Below are 18,221 nucleotides of genomic sequence, written 5' to 3'. Positions count from 1 at the left end.
CAACGCCCTGCTGGAAACCACCCCGAGCCTACGGAGGCGCCCCTGCAACCGCACGATCCCAGTGAACCCTCCCATCTTGACTCGCCTGACCCGGTGTACTGGGTCACTCCGCGCCACCTGGCGGGCGACGACGACGCGCTCGCCGAGCGGATCGGCGACACCCTGGCCGGCCTCGGCTGGCGCATGTGGCCCACCGCCCGCCGCACCCTGCTGTACGTGAGCTCGGATGGGCTGTGCGGCGCCGAATGGATCCTCGCGGCCTACCCGTTCGAGCTGGGCGGACTGCCGGTGGCCTGGCAGTTGAGCACCCGCCCGCATCCCACGTCCGTGATGACGGAGTGGAACGCGTACTTCACCACCGGCGTCCCGTACGAGGCGCTCGCCGACCTCCTCATGGAGATCGACAGCCGCAAGACGCCCGACGTGGGCTTCGAAGGGCCCGAGACCGTCCTCAACGCGCTCTGTGCCCGTGGCTGGATCCGTGACGTGGATCGGCCTCGCACCACTGCGGTGGACCCCGGGTTCTCCTCAAGTGTGTCCCTGGAGATGCTGCCACTGCTCATCGAGGACGCAGACCCGCGCCCCGACCTGGTGGGCTGGCAGGCGTGGGCGGAACCCGTACTTGGTGTCCCGTATCTGTGGTGCGCCTGCTTCAGCGCCAGCGTCCCTCACGGCCTGGTTGCCGCGTTCGCTTCCTCGCTCGCCTCGCCGGTTCCGGTGCCTCGCCGCACTGTGCCCGAGAGCGCCGAGGGGCGGCTCACCGTCGTCCGCCGCAGCTGACGACCTCCGCCCCATTGGAGCCGCTGGTGTGCGGCTCGTTCGCCAGTCTTTCCCAGCAGCCGCACGTTTCCCGTGCCTGCCACATAACAGAGAGGAAGAGATCTTGTTCTTTCGACGCGCTCGCGAGGACCGCGCATTTCGTGAGGCCCAGCGTGCGGGCTTTGCGCTGCTCCAGCAGCTGCAGGCCACACAGCCGTGGCCCTGTGCCCCCGAGCAGAACGCACCCGCTCCGACTGAGGAGGAAGTGGTGGCGCCAGACTTCCTGCCGCCCGACTTGCGGGTGCCGTCCCGGCAGGAGGTGGCCGGACTGATGATGCTCTGGAAGCAGCCGCTCGTCATCGACGGAGAGGTCCGTACATGCCCCGGGTGCGGCGCGTACCGGGACTGGATCATCTTCTGCATGCGCGACGACTCGATCTGGCTGCGATGCCGCGCCGGCCACGAGACGAACGAGCCCCGTCTGGACGCGGTCTGGTACAACCGCCACTCCGGTCCCGTCGACAGGTTCCACCCCACTCTCGAAGAGGGCCTGCGCCACCTCGGCCACTGAACCCCCGAAGCCCCTCCATCTCTTCGCGTTGCCGGCGCCCGGAGGACCGGCCTGGTCAACCTGTCCGCTTCGCAGACCACCAGGGGTTCGCATGCGCTTTCACACCTCGACCGTCCTCAGCCTGAGTGCCCTTGCCGTCCTTGCCCTGACCGGCTGCTCGACCGGCAAGGCTGATTCCGGCGACCCATCGTCCTCGACGACCGTCTCGGTGCACCCGGACGGCGAGAGTGCTCCGGCGTCCGCTCCGCTTTCCTCAGCCGCACTGGCCAAGCGGCTCCTGGACGAGAGCGATCTGGGCGAGGGCTACACCCGCACGCCGCAGCGCGCCGCGCAGCACGACGGTGTGACCGTGATCGGCTGTCCGGCGCTGGAGAATCTCGGCAGCGAGGCAGCGATCGGCGGCAGCCTCGACTTCCCGCACAAGGCGAAGGCGTCCTTCACCTATGCGGGCGCCAGCGACTCCGAGGTGGCCGAGGAGCTGTACAGCGACGCCGAGGACAAGCTCTCCCGGAACGTGGGCCGGATCTTCGAGGCGATGACCTCCTGCCCCACCTACCAGGTCCTCACCGGCAGTACGCCTGTCACGGTGACGACTCAGACGGTGCTCGTCGCCCGGCTGGGCGACGAGCAGTGGAGCCAGCTGCTGACCTTCACCACTGGCGGGCGAAGCAGCATCGTCAAGCAGACGGCCGTCCGCACCGGGACGGTGGTCGTCGTCGTCTCCGGTAGTCCCGGCCTGGTCGATGCCCACGTGCGCAAGGCGGTCACCAAGGCCACGGTGGTCAGGTCTGCGGGGTGAATCGGCAGCCGCTTCAGCCCTGCCGCAACGGCGGCCCACCCAGTGGGCCGCCGTTGGTGTGCGTACGGTCAGCTGTCTTCGCGCTCGGTGGGGAATTCGATGCCTCGTCGTGCGGCGACGATCTTCGCCAGGCGCTCGCATTCCGCGTAGTCCTCGTCGGTCATGGTGGCGTAGATGTTGCTGCACAGGGAGCCGTCGGGGAGTTGATCGATGTACTTCGTGACCAGGTCCACGAGGGCCTTCTCTATCTCGTGGGTTTCACGTGCCCACTCGTTCTCAAGCCACCTCTGCTCGTTCGCGGCGTCTATCTCTTCCGGGGTGCAGGTGCGGATCAGGTCGTGCTCGGCGTCGGTGAACACGGTCCCGTCGTGGCGATACAGGCGCGAGCGGTCATCGCGGGGCGTGCTGTCCACTTTGGTGAGGAGGACGACGACGTCGGGGCGGACAGAGGGCTGGGGCATGGGAGGTTCCTTGTGTGGTGTCGTGTGATCGGTGTCGGTGAAGGTGGCGGCCGGGCGCAGGGGTGATCAGCGCCGCCGCGTCTGGGGTTCCTGCGGGCGTGGTGCGGTGGGGTGCGCTGAGGCGTGGCTAGCGTTGGCTGCCTGGGCTCGTGGGCCGGGTGCGTGGCGTTCGCCGAGGCGGCGGATGCGCCAGGTCAGGGCGCGGGCGGGGCTGTGGGCGTCGTCCAGAGTGCGCTGGCCGAGCGCCTGGTCGAGGACGGTGGCCGGGTTGTGTCCTGCTGCTTCTGCCTCGGCGAGCACGGTGGCGAGTGCGTCCCAGGCAGGGTCGTTGAGGATGCGCTCGGCGTGTTCCGGTACCGCCTGTTGGAGGCGCTGGGCGAAGCGTCGCTTGGTCTGGAGGCCGGGGGAGCGGCGTGCGAGGTCCGTGAGTACCGGCCCGGCGACCTGCGCGTACGCGGACTGCAGGTGGACGAGGGCTTGTTCCGCTGCTGCCTCCTGTTGGGCGTGCTGACGGGTGCGGTGCCAGTGCATCGCGTAGGCGACCGCGGTCAGCGCGACGTCCAGCAGCATCGCCAGCCCGGCACCGTCCCTGTGCCATGTGGGGTCCTTCCAGATCGCCTGGACGCTGCGGCGGAGGACGCGGGTGCTGTCCAGGTCGGCGGCGATGCGGGAGCGGGTAGCGCGCTCGAAGACGGCGGCGGCCTGTTCGAGTTCGGCCTTGAGCGCGGCTGGTGCGGTGATGGGCAGGAGGTCCAGTGCGGCGCCGAGCGCGACCAGCTGTCCTTGGGCCGTGGAGTCGTCGCTGTGAGTGAGGTGGTGGGGGATGCGCTCGGTGGCGGCGGTGGCCTGGTGCCAGGGGTTGCCCGGCCGGACGGCGACCGGTTCGGGGCTGGTGGTAGCCAGGCGTCGGCGAATCTGGGGGAGGGAGAGGTCGGGGGCGAGGGTGGAGCCCGCGTAGAACACGGGCTCGCCCTTGTTGTTGGTGTCGCCGGGCAGGGCGAAGTTGCAGCCGAGCGCGTCGCCGGAGGGGCCGTGCTTGAGGCGCACGGTCACGCCGGTGGCCTCCAGCAGGGCGAAGAACTCGGCCTCGTTCGCTGCTGCGGCGACGGCGCGGCGGACCCGCAGGCGCAGTACATCGCGGGTTGCCGCTTCCTGACCCAGGCGCTTGGCCTTGAAGTGCTCTTTGCTGGTGGGGCGCTTGGCGGCGGTGCCGTCGCCCGGCTTCAGCCGCCTGAGCCCGTAGTCGACTTCGATCTGGCGGGCTTCGCGCTGGACGGCGCGCTGGTCGTAGTCGCGCTGGGGGCGCCGGCCGTCCTGGCGGACGAGGGTGGCGGCGATGTGGATGTGGTCGTCGGCGTGGCGGACGGCCACCCAGCGGCAGGCTTCGGCGTCGCCTTCGGGGGCGATGCCGGCGACGGCCACGATCCGGCGGGCGATGTCCGCCCACTGGGTGTCGGTGAGGATCGGGTCTTCGGGTGCGGCACGCACAGGGCAGTGCCACACGGTGTACCTGGGTGCTTTGTCGCCCAGCATCCTCACGGGCTGGTCGAGCTGCGCGGCGAGCTGGGCCTCCACCTCCTTGGGGTCGCGGTGGGGGCTGCGGCCGGGGTCGGGGGCGAAGTCGTTCCAGGAGGCCACCAGGTGCGGGTCGACGTGCTCTTTGGCCCGGCCCTTGCCGAAGAGGTAGCCGATCGTACGGCGCGTGGCCTGGGGCCCCTTGCCGAGGATGATCTTCGGGATCAAGGGTTCACCGCCCCTCTGTGATCTGGGCGACGGCGGTGTCCACCGCGGCGATGGACGCCTCGACGAGGTCCAGGAGCCGTTGGACGGTGTCGGGATGGGGCCAGGCGCCCTCCTTGTTGAGGTGCCACGTGAGCTGGTTGAGGTTGTTGCCGATGCCGCCGAGCTGCCGGTTGGCGGCCATCAGGGTCTGCACCATGGCGCGGTAGTCGGCGACGGCTGCGGTGGGGTCCTCGGCACGGGCGGCGGCGAGCGCGCACTCGGCGACGTAGCCGCCGGGCTTCATGCGGCTCAGGGCGGCGGCGTTCTTCACGAGAGTGATCTCGTCGTCGTTGTAGCGGGGATGGACACGATGCTCGCGCAGCTGCTTGTCACGCAGACGGCGACGCGGCGCAGACTGCTGCGGCACGCTCGACGACAGCTCAGTACCCCCTCCCTCGGTCGGCTCCCCCGGGCCGGCCGACCCCGGCGCCCCTGCGCCGGGCGCCTCCGCACCCTCCAGGGCGGGGGGCGGATAAGGACTCCTTATCCGACAACTTGCTGCGCGTGTGAAGGGAGTGGTGACCATCTGCTCTTGGGGGATGGGGAGTTCGGGGTACTGGTCGCGCACGACGAGATGTCCTTGTGTCGGGATTGCGGGTGGTGGATTCAGGCGGCGCGCGGTTGCGTGCTGAGCTCGGCGAACTGCTCGGCTGCGAGGTCGAGCAGATCCACCAGGCGCCGCTCCGGGAGGCGAGCCGCGGAGGCCAGGACTCCGTCGATGCGCGGGTCGAGGGTGCTGACGGCATCCAGTCCGGCGGCGCGAGCGACAACCAGGCGCAGCTCGGCATCGAGCCAAGCCCACTGCTCGATGGCGAGCACCGGGGTGTCGTCATCGATCTGGCCCAGGGGGCCGATCCTGAGTTGGCTCAGGTAGTGGCCTCCGGCAGAGAGGATGTCGGGAAGGGAGATCTCGTCCTGGGCCATCCACCGTCCGTGTTCCAGCAGAGTGAGGATGGCGCAGCGCAGCAGGGTCATCTCGTCGCGCTCAGGCGCGGTGCAGATGGGGCAGGACCAGTCGTGGCAGTCCCAGGCGGGCGTGGTCGAGCGGGGCATGGCAGAAGGGCCTTTCAGATGTGAGCGGTGCCCGTGCTCCGTGCTGTCTGCACGGAGCACGGGGTGAGCCGGGGAGGGGGGTGATCGGTGCGTTTGCGGGGGTCAGGTGGTGCCGACGGGGACGGTGTCGAGTTCCCTCTGCCGCTGGGAGGCGGCTTCGTCGAGTCCGTCGAGGTGCTCCCCCTCGAAGCCGTCGTGCGTGACAGGCTCGGCCTGGCTGGTGCGTTCGGCCTGCAGCTGGTCGCGCAGGGCGCGGGCACGTTTCTGGCCGATCCGTAGTTCGCTGCGCAGACGCTCGGCACTCAGCCGGTCGTCGCTCCAGTCGGCGGTCAGAAGTCGGGCCTCGTCGAGGACTTCGGCGTCGGTGCGGGTGGGCGTGCGGTCGGCGGTCGACTTGGCGGCGGCGCGGACCCGACCGGTCGCCCGACGCGGGCCGGCTCCGGTCGACTCCACCACGGCGGTCGACCGGGGCGGTCGGGCAGCGGGGGCCGACTCGTCGGCCTCGGGCGGCCTCGTCGCGGGCGCTGCGGCGACCGCCACGGGAGTCGACTCGGTCGGCTGCTCGGGGGCCGATTCAGCCTGGTCAGACATCGACCGTGCGGTCTGCTGGCTGACCGACTGGGCAGAGGTGGCTTGGGCAGAGTCAGCCGACTCGGGGTTGTGGTGCAGCACCTTCGCCACGAGGTCCGACCCGAAGTAGATCGACCCAACCGGGAGCGAGGTCGCCAGCAGCACAAGAGCCCAGTTCGCAGGGTCCCAGCCGACCAGTTGGCCCCACCGGACCGACGTGGTGTGCAGGGCCGGGACGAGGCCGTGCACGTAGTTCAGCAGGAGGCTGGCGATCGTGTAGGTCGCCAGGACGCGCAGCGCGAACTTCCGGTCGTTACCGGTCAGCACGAGTGTGGCGATCAGTGCGAGGGCCATGAGCCCGTCGACGACGATCGGGTAGAGCAGGGCGGCGGTGGAGTCGGCGCCGATGGCGCGGGCCACATCGGACAGCGCGTTCCACGAGACCCGGAAGGCCATCAGGACGACCGCCACCAGGCCGAGGACGAGGGTGGCACGCCCCTTGTGTTTCACGTGACGGCCCCCAGTGGGTGCGAGTGCCCGACGGCGGAGGCGAGCGAGGCGGCGCTGGCGTGGGCGGGCCGGCTGCTGCGAGTCGTGGCGCGGGGTATCGGGGGTGGAGAAGTGCAAGGCGAAGGGCTCCAGGGGCAGGGAGAAGTGGGGCTTGTGGCGCAGGAGTGAGGGGCGTTCACGGAGGGGGCGTTCACGCGGGCCCCCTTCTAAAGGGGGCCCCGCGCGTGATCGCTCCGGCGCGTGTACGGCGTGGACGCTCGCGTGATCGCTTGACCTGCGGTTTTGCGGTGAGCGTGGACGCCGTGAGCGGTTCACGGCGGGGCCTGTACGCGAAGGCCGCGTGGACGGTCGCGTGATCGCGTCCAGGCGCTGCCGCTGGGGCGTCAGCCAACGGCCGTGAGGTGGCGTGCGGAGGCGTAGTAGCGGGTCTGCTGTCCGCCTCCGGCTCCTCCGGCGGTGCCGTCGACCTTGGTCGCCAGGCCGCTGGCGACGAGGCTTTGCAGGCGGCGCCGCGCCTTTTCCAGGTCGCCGCGTTCGGGGTCGCTGCTGCCGAACAGTACGGCCGCCAGGTCGCGGGCGGTCAGGCCGCCTGGGGAGTTGCGCAGCAGGACGGCGGGGTCCTTGCTGGGGTCGAGCGTGGTGGTGCCGCGCACGTGGTCGTGGGTGACGTCCAGCGGACCGATCTCCCCGGTGGGCGTCTTGAGGTGGTGCAGGGTGACCGCCGGGTCGCCTGCCCGGCCGGTGATGAACAGGACGCTGCCCGCGCCGGCGGTGATCCAGGCGGAGCCGTACACCTGGTCCAGAGCGGGACGTTGGCCGCGCGGGGCGTCGGCGGTGGCCTTGCGCTGGTGGTGCAGCTCCAGGATCTCCACCCCGCCTCGCAGGGCGCGCATGCGGGCGTTGTGGAAGGCGACCGCGAGGCCGTCGTCGACCATCGTGCTCACCGCGTCCTTGAGGCTGTCGATCACGATCGTGTCGGCCCGGTGAGCGGCGGCGAGGTCGGCGAGGAGATCGGGCTCCTTGTCGAGGGTGGCGGGCAGCGGGCCCTCCCAGACCACGAGACGCTCGCGCAGGATCTTCTCGTCGGTGGGGAAGACGCGGCGATCCATGGCCCTGGCGATCTGCCGGGGCCGGTCCATGGCCAGGTAGAGCACCCGCCTGCTGGGGGCGACCGGCATCTCCAGGACCGTCTCCTGCAGGCCGAGACGGGCGAAGACGACCTGGTGGGCCAGGGTGGTCTTTCCGACCCCGGGTGCGCCGACGATCATCAGGCTCTCGCCCGGCGCCCAGACAGTTTTCTCACGCGTGCCCCACAAAGGCTCGGCGTCCGCGCCGGTCTCCTTGACGAAGGACCACCCGTCCTTGGCGAAGCGGTTCAGACGCCCCTGGCCCGAGGCGAGTGCCCGCTCGCGCTCGGCCCGCATCTCCGCTTCCACCTCGCTGCGTATCGCCTCGGGGTCGGCACCCGGCTCCTGTGCGCGCTGCACGGTGCGTATCGCGGAAGCGAGCAAGCGGCGGAGGTTGGCCTTCTCACGGATGATCTCCGCGTGGTGCTCCGCGCTGCCGGTGCCGTAAGAGGCATCGGCGAGTTGGTGCAGGTAGGGACGGCCACCGACGCGCTGCAAGTCACCTTGCTGCTGGAGCAGCTCGGTCAGGACGATCGGGTCGGTCGGCTTGCCCTCGCGGTGCTGGCCAAGCAGCGCACGCCAGATGGTCTCGTGCGCGGGCCGGTAGAAGGCGTCCTCGCCCAGGACGGACCGTACGACGTCGATGACGTCGCTGTCGTGCATGCAGGCACCGAGCACCGCGCACTCGGCCTCCAGGTTGAACGGAGCCTGCCCGGGCTCGTGCGGAGACGGCGGCTGGCCGTATCCGAAGTGGGATGGCGTATTCGGTTGGGCGTCGGTCATACTGGGCATCAGCTCCTCTGCTCGCGGGCCATACGGGACGGCAATCCCGGCCTCGCGGGTCGATCGCTAGGGATGGCGGTTGAGAGGTTTGCGCTTGGCCCCCGGTGACAGCCGGGGGCTTTTTGCATGCGGTGCTACGTCGGGTGGGCCGCGGGGACTCCTTGGGGGGTGTTGGAGGTGGGGCTACCAGTATGCCACATGAATTGCAGATTGCAGAAATGTTCTGCATCTCGCAGAAGGCGTGCTACTGTTTAGGGGTCGCTGCATTTGGCAGCGGCTTGCTACGAGAGGAAGGGGGTGGCCGTGCCCGACGAAGACACTCCGCAGGGCGTGCTGCTCAGCGGCGAGGCGAACGTCGCGGTGCGCATCAAGCTGGAGCGCGAGGTGCGTGGCTGGAGTACCAATGCCCTGTCCGACCGCCTGAACGAGGCCGGCCACGAGATGAACCCGTCCGCGGTCTGGCGCATCGAGAACGGCAAGCGCCGCATCAACCTCGACGAGGCCATCGGATTCGCCGAGGTCTTCGGCATCGACCTGCGCAACCTCGTCGGCCCCCCGCAGCTCGCCGCCCAAGCCCGCGCCATGGAGCTCATTGACGTCGTCGTGGACGCGTTCCGCGAGACTCAGCGGGCCAACGCCGCCTACGCCCAGGCGCGTGACGCCTTGGACGCGTACCTCGCCGAACACCCCGACATCCGCGAGGAAGCAGACGTGATGGTCTCCAACGCCATGGCCGAGGCGTCTGCCAAGCACTTCCTGGAGTCGTACGGACCCCCGCCTACTCGGCACCTGGACGACCCCGGCACTTCGGACGGGGCATAGCCACCGCCCTCCGCCCACTCCCGTCCTGGGTCCGCAAACCCCCAGCACGGGCACCTCATCCCATCCCCAGTGATCGACCGGCAGGCCGGTGTTGCCGCACCCACGCCCGCCAGAAGAGGACCCACCCCTTGCACCAACCCGCAATACCCCCTGCCTCCGCACCGACCCCGCACGCCGACTCCGCCCTCCCGCGCCTGTACGTCCCCGACGAGGTTGCGGCCGTCCTCGGCTGCTCCGCCTGGTGGGTCAAGGACCGTGCCCGCCGACGGCTCATCCCCTTCACGCGAGTAGGCCGCGCCTACCGCTTCACCGGCGAGCACCTCGCGGAGATCATCCGTATGCATGAGGCCCGACCTCTTGCGCCCCAGCAGCACCGGGCGGCGGCTTCTGCTTCCAAGCCGCCAACTCCCCAGCCCTCCCCGCCGTCTGCCCCGCCCGCGGCTCGCCTACGTGCCCGGCCACCGCGCCGAGCACGCCAGGGCCAGTTCGAGACCGCCGCTTAGGGCGACGACGGGGAAGGGGAAGTACACGTGGGTTTCGCGGAGAAGCGCGGAAACTACTGGCGCGGCCGGTACAAGACCGCGCCCGGCAAGCACCTCACGGTGGTCGACGGCAACGGCAAGGCGATCCGGTTCGCCACCAAGGGCGAGGCCCAGCGCGCCGCGAGCGAGGCCGAGAACAAGTACCGGCGCGGCGACTGGCGCGACCCAGCACTCGGCCAGGAGACCTTCGGCGAATACGCCAACCGCTGGTACGAGGCCCAGGACCTGGCCGCCTCGACCATGCAGAACTACAAGCGCCACATCGAGGAGCACCTGCTCCCCGACTTCGAGGACAAGGCGCTCGCCGGCATCCTGCGCACGGACGTCGACCTGTGGGAGAAGAAGGAGAAGGTCGTCTACGCGGCCTCCAGCGTCAAGACCTGGCGCTCGACGCTCCACCTGATCTTCGAAGACGCGATCGACGAGGGCCTGATCACCTCGAACCCGGCAGCCAGGCGGCGCGGACGCGGCAAGCGCGCCGGCCGCTCCCGTGACCGCGGCCCGGAGAAGGTCGTCACCGACCCGCTCGGCATCCTGCTGACCGCGGAGCGCGCCGCCCTCCTCTCCGGCCGTGACGACGAGTTCGTCGCCGTCGTCCTCAAGGGGTACACCGGCATGCGCTGGGGCGAAATCGTTGGCTTGGAGACGGAGTTCGCCCGCCCCGGGGCCGTCCGCGTCGAATGGCAGCTATACGAACTCGACACCGGCGAGCTGGTGCGCTGCCCGCCAAAGGACGACAGCTACCGCACTATCGACGCGATGGACTGGCTGTCCGCCCTGGTCGCCAACCACGTCGCCCGCACGAAGCCGAAACCTTGCCCGTGTCACGGCAAGACCTACGTCTTCCGTGGCCAGGGCGCGGCCCGCACCGGCGGCCACCAAGGCGCGAAGCTCATCGACGTCGCACGCCGTGCCGAGGTCTCCACGGGCACAGTGTCCAACGTCCTCAACCACCCCGAGCGTGTCACCGAAACTAAGCGGCTGAGGGTGGAGCAGGCCATCGCGGACCTGGGGTTCGTGCGGGGCGGCGTGGTGCCGGAGCACGCGGCCCACTGGCGCCGAAACGGCTTCGCGACCTGGCTGTTTACCCCGGCGGTCTCCGGCTGGTACCCGAAGAAGGCGCCGCAGGAGGCCCGCCCCGTCCCCCTGCTCGGCGAGCCGTGGCCTGGTATCCCGGCCCGGGGACGTGGCGCCAGTGACCGGGCCGACGCGAGCTGGCTCCCGATCGCCAAGGCCCTCACACCCCACGGCCTTCGCCACACCCACCGGACCGTGATGGAGGACCTCGGCACCGCGAAGGTTCTCATGGACGACCGCATGGGCCACATTGACGGCTCGGTCTCGGCACGCTATGCCCACGTCACAGTCGGCATGCGCAAGCGCCTCATGCTCGGACTCACCGAACAGTGGGAGACGGCGCTCGACGCCCGCTTGGTCATGAGCCCCACGTCACCAGTACGAGTACTCGACGATCTCCTGCGTGCACGTAGGGAGTCACGTGTGCCCGTAGAGCCCCGGTGAATGCTGCTGTGCCCCTGGTGGTCACCGCCAGGGGCACAGCTATGTCCCTCGATACCTTGCCAGGGCGGCGTCAACCTCGCGAGAGGGCGGTTCGGGATCTACGGGTGTGTTTGTTCCTGGCTTCACGGGCCGGGACTCTTCCGGCCCGAGCGTGATTCACCTAGTCGGGCCTTTCCGTGAGACGCAGCCGCACTTTGGGAGGCCCGCTCGCATTGACCCTCTCGAGGACGATCTTGCCCTCGTCCTGCATCCTGCGCAGAAAGCTCTGCCAGGTGGCGGGCGGGTACTCGCGGATCCAGTCCAGCCGCTTGTCGCCAGCTGGCGCATGGTCTCGCGCGTTTATAACGATCGGCCCTCGGACAAGGGAGATGTTTGTCAGGTAGAAGTTGTCGATCTCGTCGACGTCCTCCGTCGCGTCAGTGGGCAGTCCGAGCGCGTGCCTGATCCTCGTTTGTCCGGTGGCCAACTCGCCGTGCACCAGCATCTCGAGCACCTGCTGGTATGAGTCCCCCACCAAGGCGGCACCCGTCGTCTTGGACAGGTCCAGTCGATCGATGCGACTTGCCGTCAGCGCAAGCTCGACACCGGGACCCACGGCCAGGTTCTGGATGTGCGCCTCCTGGAGAGAGACTCTGCCTGATCCGCCGATTTGGAGGTTCTCGACTTTGATCCGTCGCGCTGTGCGGGGAGTTGTCGCAGTTGCGTGGACGTGGGCCCACAGCTCGCCGAGGCTGATGGCACCGGGCAGATCTGAGGCATAGGGTTCCACCGCGTTCAACTTCTGCTGGAGTGCCGCGATCAGTGCGGTGGGGGCTTGACCATGCTCCGTCTGATATAGGGAGACGATCAGCTGCGCGCAGAGTGCCGATACGGGAACGGTGAAGAGCAGAGCAGCTGCCTGATCGAGTGGCAGTCGTGTGACCTGACGGGCGAGGAACTGCTCAGCAATCGCAAGGTGAGTGAACCTGAACGAGAGCTCCTCCTCAGCCCATTCGGCACTCATCCCGCACAGTGCGATTAGTCGACGTTTCTCCTCTTTGGTGAGGTCACGCCCGAGAGCCTGGGAAGCGGCGAGTTCCAGGTCCTCTTCGGATACCTCGGGAAGAGCGTTCCGTGCGATCAGCTCTGCCACTTCGGAGAAGATATCGGCCAGCACGTCCGAGCCGAAGAGACTGCCTCCCAGCCCTGTCAGCTTGCGGCGTTCGCGCTGCAGGTAAGCATCGACGACAAAATGCAGGAATTCGGAGGTTCCATCAGATCTCGCCCAAGCAGCGAAGGCCAGGCAAAAGAACGGTGTCGTCAGGAGCCGCTGAACCTCCGCAGGCACATCCGGCCGCACGGCATCGATGGACAGCTGACCAATAAGCGCCTTCAGTTGCTCGCGCTTCCAAGGCAGCAGCTCGAGAGTCTGAACGTCTGGCGGCCATTCCAGCGCGTTGCGCCGCTCAAGGTTTTGCCGAAGCCTGGCTTCTGAGTAGCTCGACCGTGCCGACAGGATGACTGTCCCTCTGCCGCGCAGCGCGTCCAGGATGGGTTTCAGGCCGGTGAGCGGGTTGTCGTAGGTGCGGAATCCCAGGAGCTCGTCGAAACCGTCGATCACCAGGATCGCAAGACCAGCGCGGCACAGTGCGAGCACGGAGCTCTTGTCGAGGATTCGGGTCCGCGCCATACGGGCATCGAGAAGCGTGTCCAAGCTGTTTGCACTGGCTCCGCTGGACGAGATGTAGATCGCCAGGGGGTTGAGCCCTCCATCCTGGGAGAGCGATTCCCGGGCGAACTGCAGCAGGCTGTGGGTCTTGCCCGATCCGGCTTCGCCGGTCAGCGTGATGAGGTTCGTGTGCGAGTTGTACAGACCGGTTTGCTCGGTGATTCGTTGGCAAGCCTGGGTGATGGTGGCCTCGCCGCTCTCCCCGGCGAGACGGACCTGAGCTGGGACATGGGGGACCTTTTCCTTGAGCTCCGGAAACAGCTCCTCCTTGATCAGCCCTTCGAGCGCGACCTGCTCCTCAAGCTGCTCTAGGAGACGCTCTTTGAGGAGCTTCCAGTTGCAGATCTGTGCAAGGAACGCCTGGTACGGCTTGGGTCCTGATTCCGACTGCCAGATGCGCGCCTGATCCGCTGTGACCACGAAGCGGTCGACCCGTGGAACCGTGCCGTCTGAGGTACGCAACTCCCATCGCACCATGATGGGTTCGGGCGGTTCGACGAAGGCCAGGATCGAATCCCGCTCGGCAAAACCGCGGAGATCCTTTTCGATGTCCATCGCGAAGTTTTCCAGTACACGGTCGTGGCTCTGCAAGCCCAGCTTCTGAAGCTCCTCAAGGACTTCAGTGCGGGTTACATCGGTTGCAGGCCCGCGCCGCGGCCAGTAGTTCGCGCACGCCTCGGAGTAGTCGTGCAGTGCGCCTAGCTCGCCACTGATCGGGAGGAAGAAGGGCTCCAGCCGGTCGATGTGTCCATGCTCGTGGATCCCCACGATGCGCTCCGCGTTGGCTGAGACCACTGCATGAAGGGCATCAAGATCGACATTCTGTGGCGTCGGGCCGCCGTGGAACACCTGGTTACGCATCTGCCGGATCGAGGTCCCCTCGGCCACCAGGGTAGCGATGCTGTCGGCGACATCGAGGGCGGCGGACTGGCACGCATCACATTGCAGAGAACTACGTTGCAGGGTGATATAGCGCGCCCAAACATCGAGCGATCCTGGGGTCTTCAGCTTGGTTGGCCCCCCGGCCGCCGCGGCGCAGAGCAGCCCCAGTACCCGCAGCTGGAACTCGACGTGCGCCAGAGTCTTGAGGGGCGCTTGCTGCCGGTCTGGCGCTGCGACAAGGTCCGTGATCGTCACGTCGTCTCCAGGGGGCACGGGGCGGGGCAGCATTCTCACACGTCCGAACACCCCCTCGGATCACCTTCCGCATGACCTCCTGCGCTGCCAGGTCCAAGTCGTGCGGGGGATACGACAACTGGCATCCGGTCCGGCTCTGGTAGAGGATCGCGTTCACGATCTCCCGCATCGCGTAGGCACCCTGGTAGCCGCTGACCGAGCGATGCCAGCCCTTCCAAGCCGTGATCACCAGCTCGATCAAAGACCATTGCCCGTCACCCCAGCAGACCACCGGTCTGCGGACCAGTAGACGCCTCTGGCGCCCACACCATCAGGCTATTGCAGAACCCTTAAAATACTCACGAACTGCCCTCTGGGGAGTCCACTCTGGCAGTTGTGGCAAACGCCCGGCGATGGGTCCAACAGACCTGGCTCAATAGGCACATGGAGATTGGCGAGCACTGGACATACCGCGCGAGGCCGAAGGATCTGGGTGCCGCGGTTCGCCAGGTGGAGGTCGTTCGAGTGGGCGGCCCTGGCAGGTCTGGCTGGATCCACGTGCGGTTTCTCGAAGGCGATGCCGCTGGCCTGCAGGACTGGGTCAGTTCCGGCTCTCTCGTAGCACCGTGGGCGGATGTCGATACGTTCCGCGCGGACGACGCGGCGGAGTTGGCGCTGGTGGAGTCCTCTCGCCACGTCCGGGGCAGCACGGATTTCGAGGCCGCGCGGCTGATCCTCGGGTTCGTCCGCCCGAAGAACAGGCTGCGCCTGCGCCGAACGGTGGCCGACGCCGGGGTTCTGGAGCTGAGCCGCCTCGATGAGACGGCACCGCTCATCGGCATGGACGCAGCCGAACTCCGCAGCGACGCCATGGTCTACGAGAACCGCCACGGCATGTGCCTGGCAGGGTGGCCGGTCACCGAGCGCGTCGCCCGCCACGTGGCCAGCCGCCTCGCCGACGAGATCCTTCCGGAGGTGGACCGCAAGCAGCAGGGCATCGAGCAGGAGCGTGCCCAGTCCTCCTGGTACTCCTACAGTCGGCGGGACGACCGGAAGCTGGACGCGGAGGCAGCTGTCCTGCGAACCGTCCGGGCCTGGTGCGGCGAAGACAAGGCCGACCGCTACGACGAGTTGGTCGCCCTGCGCGCCGAGGTCATCCGGCTCGGGGAGCTCGTCGAGAAGGCGGTCAAGGCCCTACGCGACCGAGGTCACGGCGTCATCGCCTCCACCATTGAGCGCGACCTTGGCGTCCATATCGCCACCCTTGATCCTGATGTGCGTCGATGACGCCGCGCCACGGGTCTGGCTCCGGCTTGGGAGGCGCTGGCTGCGCCGGAGGCTTCTCCTTCTCCGGCCGATCTGGGTGCCAGCCGTCGAGGAACGGTCGCAGCTGCTTCTTCGTCGGCTTCGCGTGGAAGTCGCGGGCGGCCAGGCCCTGGCCGCTCGTGGTCGGGTCGAGCCGATCGGCCTCCGCGTTCCCCCAAGCCGACCAGTCACGCAGCCTCTCGACTTCGAGGGCATCTTCCGATGTGGTGGCGACTTCATCGAGCGCGGCACAGAACGCCCGGATCTCACCCGCGGCCCGCCACTGCTCAAGGGCCGTGCCGAAGTGCTCGGCCCGTACCGCGTGAACCGCCTTCACCGAAGCCGCACTTACCGCGGCCTCCCACTCCCGCCGCTCTCGCTCCTCCCGCTCCGCCGCCAGCCGCCGGCGCTCGGCCTCCTGGCGTTCCCGCTCCTCTCGCAGACGCCGCTGCTCCGCCTCTCGGTCCAGTCGGGCCCGCTCCTGCTCTTCCGCGCGTGCCTTCAACGCCCGGAAGATTGAGGCGATCTGCTCCTCCAACGGCTTCTTGGCCGTGTCGGCCCATTCCTTCTTCCAGCCGTGGTTGTAGCTGTAGCCCGAGTTCTCGCTGACCAGCAGCTCCAGTTCGCCGGACGGCTCGAACTTGTGGGCGGGGGTGACCCGCTGCCAGTCGTAGGTGCGGCGGCCCGGCTGCTTGGGGACGTACCGGACCTGCTTCTGGCGCTCACGGAAGCTGATCTCGTACGTCCTGCCGTGGACGGTGAGCAGCGGCCTTGGCTGCCTGCGCTTCTTGGACACCGCGATCTCGCCGTACCGCGTGAGAGCCTGCTCGGCGAGCAGCCGGATCAGCGTGAGCACCCTCGGCAGGGCCTCTTCGGAGATCTCGAAGGCGCTGTGGTCCTTGGTGACCGCGGCGAGTACGTCCTCAACGTCGGTGATCACGCGGCTGCGTGCCAGGCGGATCCGGTTCCATTCGGTGTCGTCTTCACCAGTTACCCGAAGCAGACCGAGGAAGAAGTCTCCCTTCGCCCGCCCGCTGTACTTCAGGTGGTACCCCTCCGGGGCGCACTGCCGCGCCGCGTCGAAGGCTCTGCGATACCGAGCACGTTCCTCATTGCTGGGGTCCGGGATTCGAAGGAATCGTCCGGCTTCCTGGACCTGCGCGATGAGCGCTGGTCCTACAGCCACTCGTGACGGGCGCGGAGGTTTCACGGCACGCTTTGGGGCGGACTTCGTTTCGGTCGGGGGATCGGCATCCTGCTGAGGACGAGAGGCAACTGGCACCTCGGCATTAGATGCCGCCGCGCGAGGCTTGCGTGGAGCCAGCTCTGGACGGTCGGGATGATGCCCGTGCTCCAGGTAGAAGCGCCCCGCGTCAGTGATCTCCGCCTGCCACCTCCCCTTCTTCCTGGGCATGGTCACCAAGCCCCGGTCCCTGAGCGCGCGAGCCGTGATGGCGAGCTCGGGGCTGTCCGACGTGACGGGGTCGGTTCCGCCCCCGATGCGGGTGAGGAGTGCGAGCTGCCGGTCATTTAACGGAGACCAAGGGTGCATGGCGATCGTCGTACCGTCTCAGGTCTCCTCGGCACAAGCCGTGCAGTGACTCATTGGGGGCGCGAGGCGTACATCGCGCTGGGAGGAGGCGGACGCCACTCCTCGGGGGAGCCAACCTGGGAGCCGGATCCCGAAGATCACACCCAGTTGGCTCCCAAATGGCTCCCAAAACGGGGCCGCAACACAAATCAGGCCCGGCGCTGATCTCTCAGCACCCGGCCTGACCTGGTGTTTCACTGTCGGGGTGGCGGGATTTGAACCCACGACCTCTTCGTCCCGAACGAAGCGCGCTGCCAAGCTGCGCTACACCCCGATGTCGCTGCTTGTCGCGGCGACGACGTTTACTTTAGCCCACCGGTGGCTGGAGACGAAATCCGGTTTTCGCGCGGTGGCGGAGGCGGTGGCGGAGTGGGTTGGGGCGGGCGTGGTCGAGGGCCACGAGGAGGATGGCCAGGGCGTAGCTGGTGAGGCCGATGAGGAGGGCGTTCGCCAGGATGCTGCGGTAGCCGTGCCGGGCCACGTCGAGGAAGGGGTAGAGGTAGCGGCCCGGCGTGCCGGGGAGGAGGAGTTCGCCTCTGACGAGGGTGAACGCCAGGTAGGTCACCGGGTAGAGCATCCAGGTCGCTGCCGGGCGCAGGTGCAGTTGGCCGGGGGCCGTCAGGAGAAGCCAGTCCAGCAGGGCCGCGATGGGTGTCACCGTGTGCAGGACCTGGGTGGTGATCGCGTGCCAGCCCGTCGGGCCCGCGGCCTCGCCCGTGAGGACGCCGGGCAGCATGTAGGGGCTCGCCTCGTTGGCCAGGAGCACGTGGTAGGTGAGGCCCGTGACGATGACGTAGAGCAGGGTGGCGCCCGTCAGTGAGGACGGGACGGGGCGGCGGGCGGTCCAGGCGCGGCGGGCCGAGAGGGTGAGTACGACGGCCAGCAGGATGTTGCTCTGGATCGCGAAGTGGCTCAAGGTGCGCAGGGGGCTGCCGAGGGCCAGTTCGATTGTCACTGCTGCCGCCGCGGTCAAGGCGACCAGCACGCGGTACGTGGCGGCCAGGGGCCGGCGTACGGGGGGCACCACCGCCGTGGCGGGGACGTGGGAGGGCAGCAGTACGGGGATGCCCGGTATCGCGGGGAGGTCCGGGATGTCCCTGGGTATCGGGGCGGTCATGCCCTCACGCTAAGCAGGGTGGGCGAAACGGGCGATATGGGTCGTCCGTGTGGGTTATGGGGCTGCGGGGCGCACGAGGGGGAC

The 18,221-nt window shown here is 68.4% G+C and carries 16 protein-coding genes, 1 tRNA gene and 1 pseudogene; 7 read left to right on the top strand and 11 right to left on the bottom strand.

Features of this window, described 5'->3' with window-relative positions:
- Window positions 1-93 precede the first annotated feature (93 nt).
- The 3 genes from L0P92_RS16855 (at window position 94) to L0P92_RS16845 (ending at window position 2,129) form a co-directional block, all read left to right on the top strand.
- Window positions 94-780 (top strand): SPDY domain-containing protein, encoded by a 687-nt coding sequence (locus L0P92_RS16855; RefSeq protein WP_234763533.1) that lies wholly within the window; start codon window positions 94-96, stop codon window positions 778-780.
- 247 nt (window positions 781-1,027) lie between these two features.
- A complete protein-coding gene (locus L0P92_RS16850) occupies window positions 1,028-1,330 on the top strand; it encodes a hypothetical protein (RefSeq protein WP_372497275.1) in 303 nt (100 codons plus the stop codon).
- Between the two features lie 91 nt (window positions 1,331-1,421).
- Window positions 1,422-2,129 (top strand): hypothetical protein, encoded by a 708-nt coding sequence (locus L0P92_RS16845; RefSeq protein ID WP_234763531.1) that lies wholly within the window; start codon window positions 1,422-1,424, stop codon window positions 2,127-2,129.
- A gap of 68 nt (window positions 2,130-2,197) precedes the next feature.
- On the opposite strand, the gene L0P92_RS16840 is transcribed toward L0P92_RS16845, so the two are convergent.
- From L0P92_RS16840 to L0P92_RS16815, 6 genes are all read right to left on the bottom strand, one after another.
- The gene (locus tag L0P92_RS16840; RefSeq protein WP_234763530.1) at window positions 2,198-2,590 is read right to left on the bottom strand and encodes a hypothetical protein; all 393 of its coding nucleotides are present in this window, start codon (window positions 2,588-2,590) and stop codon (window positions 2,198-2,200) included.
- 66 nt (window positions 2,591-2,656) lie between these two features.
- Entirely contained in the window at window positions 2,657-4,333 is a 1,677-nt protein-coding gene (locus tag L0P92_RS16835; RefSeq protein ID WP_234763529.1) for a relaxase/mobilization nuclease domain-containing protein, read from the bottom strand.
- Between the two features lie 4 nt (window positions 4,334-4,337).
- Window positions 4,338-4,739, bottom strand: a complete 402-nt coding sequence (locus L0P92_RS16830) for a plasmid mobilization protein (RefSeq protein WP_234763528.1) — start codon at window positions 4,737-4,739, stop codon at window positions 4,338-4,340.
- Between the two features lie 239 nt (window positions 4,740-4,978).
- Window positions 4,979-5,425, bottom strand: a complete 447-nt coding sequence (locus tag L0P92_RS16825; protein ID WP_234763527.1) for a hypothetical protein — start codon at window positions 5,423-5,425, stop codon at window positions 4,979-4,981.
- Window positions 5,426-5,527: 102 nt separating this feature from the next.
- A complete protein-coding gene (locus L0P92_RS16820) occupies window positions 5,528-6,505 on the bottom strand; it encodes a DUF2637 domain-containing protein (protein WP_234763526.1) in 978 nt (325 codons plus the stop codon).
- Between the two features lie 383 nt (window positions 6,506-6,888).
- Window positions 6,889-8,415 carry a DnaB-like helicase N-terminal domain-containing protein gene (locus tag L0P92_RS16815; RefSeq protein WP_273634047.1) on the bottom strand — a complete coding sequence of 509 codons (1,527 nt, stop codon included), beginning with the start codon at window positions 8,413-8,415 and terminating at the stop codon, window positions 6,889-6,891.
- 303 nt (window positions 8,416-8,718) lie between these two features.
- On the opposite strand from L0P92_RS16815, the gene L0P92_RS16810 reads away from it, so the two are divergent.
- The 3 genes from L0P92_RS16810 (at window position 8,719) to L0P92_RS16800 (ending at window position 11,300) form a co-directional block, all read left to right on the top strand.
- Window positions 8,719-9,237 (top strand): helix-turn-helix domain-containing protein, encoded by a 519-nt coding sequence (locus L0P92_RS16810; RefSeq protein ID WP_234763525.1) that lies wholly within the window; start codon window positions 8,719-8,721, stop codon window positions 9,235-9,237.
- 128 nt (window positions 9,238-9,365) lie between these two features.
- Window positions 9,366-9,740: a helix-turn-helix domain-containing protein gene (locus L0P92_RS16805; protein ID WP_237695701.1), complete on the top strand. Its 375-nt coding sequence runs from the start codon at window positions 9,366-9,368 to the stop codon at window positions 9,738-9,740.
- A 27-nt stretch (window positions 9,741-9,767) separates the two neighbouring features.
- Window positions 9,768-11,300: a LacI family DNA-binding transcriptional regulator gene (locus tag L0P92_RS16800; protein WP_234763524.1), complete on the top strand. Its 1,533-nt coding sequence runs from the start codon at window positions 9,768-9,770 to the stop codon at window positions 11,298-11,300.
- Window positions 11,301-11,460: 160 nt separating this feature from the next.
- Here L0P92_RS16800 and L0P92_RS16795 read toward each other — a convergent pair whose 3' ends face one another.
- Window positions 11,461-14,145, bottom strand: coding sequence for an NACHT domain-containing protein (locus L0P92_RS16795; protein ID WP_234763552.1), 2,685 nt, complete (start codon window positions 14,143-14,145; stop codon window positions 11,461-11,463).
- Window positions 14,146-14,239: 94 nt separating this feature from the next.
- Window positions 14,240-14,431 (bottom strand): annotated as a pseudogene (locus L0P92_RS16790) (transposase); the annotation flags it as partial.
- A 137-nt stretch (window positions 14,432-14,568) separates the two neighbouring features.
- Between L0P92_RS16790 and L0P92_RS16785 the strand changes: the two are divergent.
- On the top strand, window positions 14,569-15,411 hold the full coding sequence (locus tag L0P92_RS16785) for a PE-PGRS family protein (RefSeq protein WP_234763523.1): 843 nt from the start codon (window positions 14,569-14,571) through the stop codon (window positions 15,409-15,411).
- On the opposite strand, the gene L0P92_RS16780 is transcribed toward L0P92_RS16785, so the two are convergent.
- The 3 genes from L0P92_RS16780 to L0P92_RS16770 all read right to left on the bottom strand — a co-directional run bounded on the left by L0P92_RS16780 (window position 15,341) and on the right by L0P92_RS16770 (window position 18,137).
- The gene (locus L0P92_RS16780) at window positions 15,341-16,369 is read right to left on the bottom strand and encodes a hypothetical protein (protein ID WP_234763522.1); all 1,029 of its coding nucleotides are present in this window, start codon (window positions 16,367-16,369) and stop codon (window positions 15,341-15,343) included. The two genes, L0P92_RS16785 and L0P92_RS16780, sit on opposite strands and share 71 nt — an antisense overlap.
- Window positions 16,370-17,220: 851 nt before the next feature.
- A tRNA-Pro gene (locus L0P92_RS16775) sits at window positions 17,221-17,294 on the bottom strand.
- A 33-nt stretch (window positions 17,295-17,327) separates the two neighbouring features.
- A complete protein-coding gene (locus L0P92_RS16770; RefSeq protein WP_234763521.1) occupies window positions 17,328-18,137 on the bottom strand; it encodes a Pr6Pr family membrane protein in 810 nt (269 codons plus the stop codon).
- Window positions 18,138-18,221 lie beyond the last annotated feature (84 nt).

Source organism: Streptomyces muensis (genome assembly GCF_021474425.1).
Lineage (GTDB): Bacteria > Actinomycetota > Actinomycetes > Streptomycetales > Streptomycetaceae > Streptomyces > Streptomyces muensis.
This window is presented reverse-complemented; position numbering and strand designations above follow the sequence as displayed.

What these genes read in the sequence shown, in the direction of transcription:
- L0P92_RS16770 (WP_234763521.1), bottom strand. Translation starts at nt 18,137, where the DNA reads ATGACCGCCCCGATACCCAGGGACATCCCGGACCTCCCCGCGATACCG.
- L0P92_RS16845 (WP_234763531.1), top strand. Translation starts at nt 1,422, where the DNA reads ATGCGCTTTCACACCTCGACCGTCCTCAGCCTGAGTGCCCTTGCCGTC.
- L0P92_RS16815 (WP_273634047.1), bottom strand. Translation starts at nt 8,415, where the DNA reads ATGACCGACGCCCAACCGAATACGCCATCCCACTTCGGATACGGCCAG.
- L0P92_RS16785 (WP_234763523.1), top strand. Translation starts at nt 14,569, where the DNA reads ATGGAGATTGGCGAGCACTGGACATACCGCGCGAGGCCGAAGGATCTG.
- L0P92_RS16840 (WP_234763530.1), bottom strand. Translation starts at nt 2,590, where the DNA reads ATGCCCCAGCCCTCTGTCCGCCCCGACGTCGTCGTCCTCCTCACCAAA.
- L0P92_RS16825 (WP_234763527.1), bottom strand. Translation starts at nt 5,425, where the DNA reads ATGCCCCGCTCGACCACGCCCGCCTGGGACTGCCACGACTGGTCCTGC.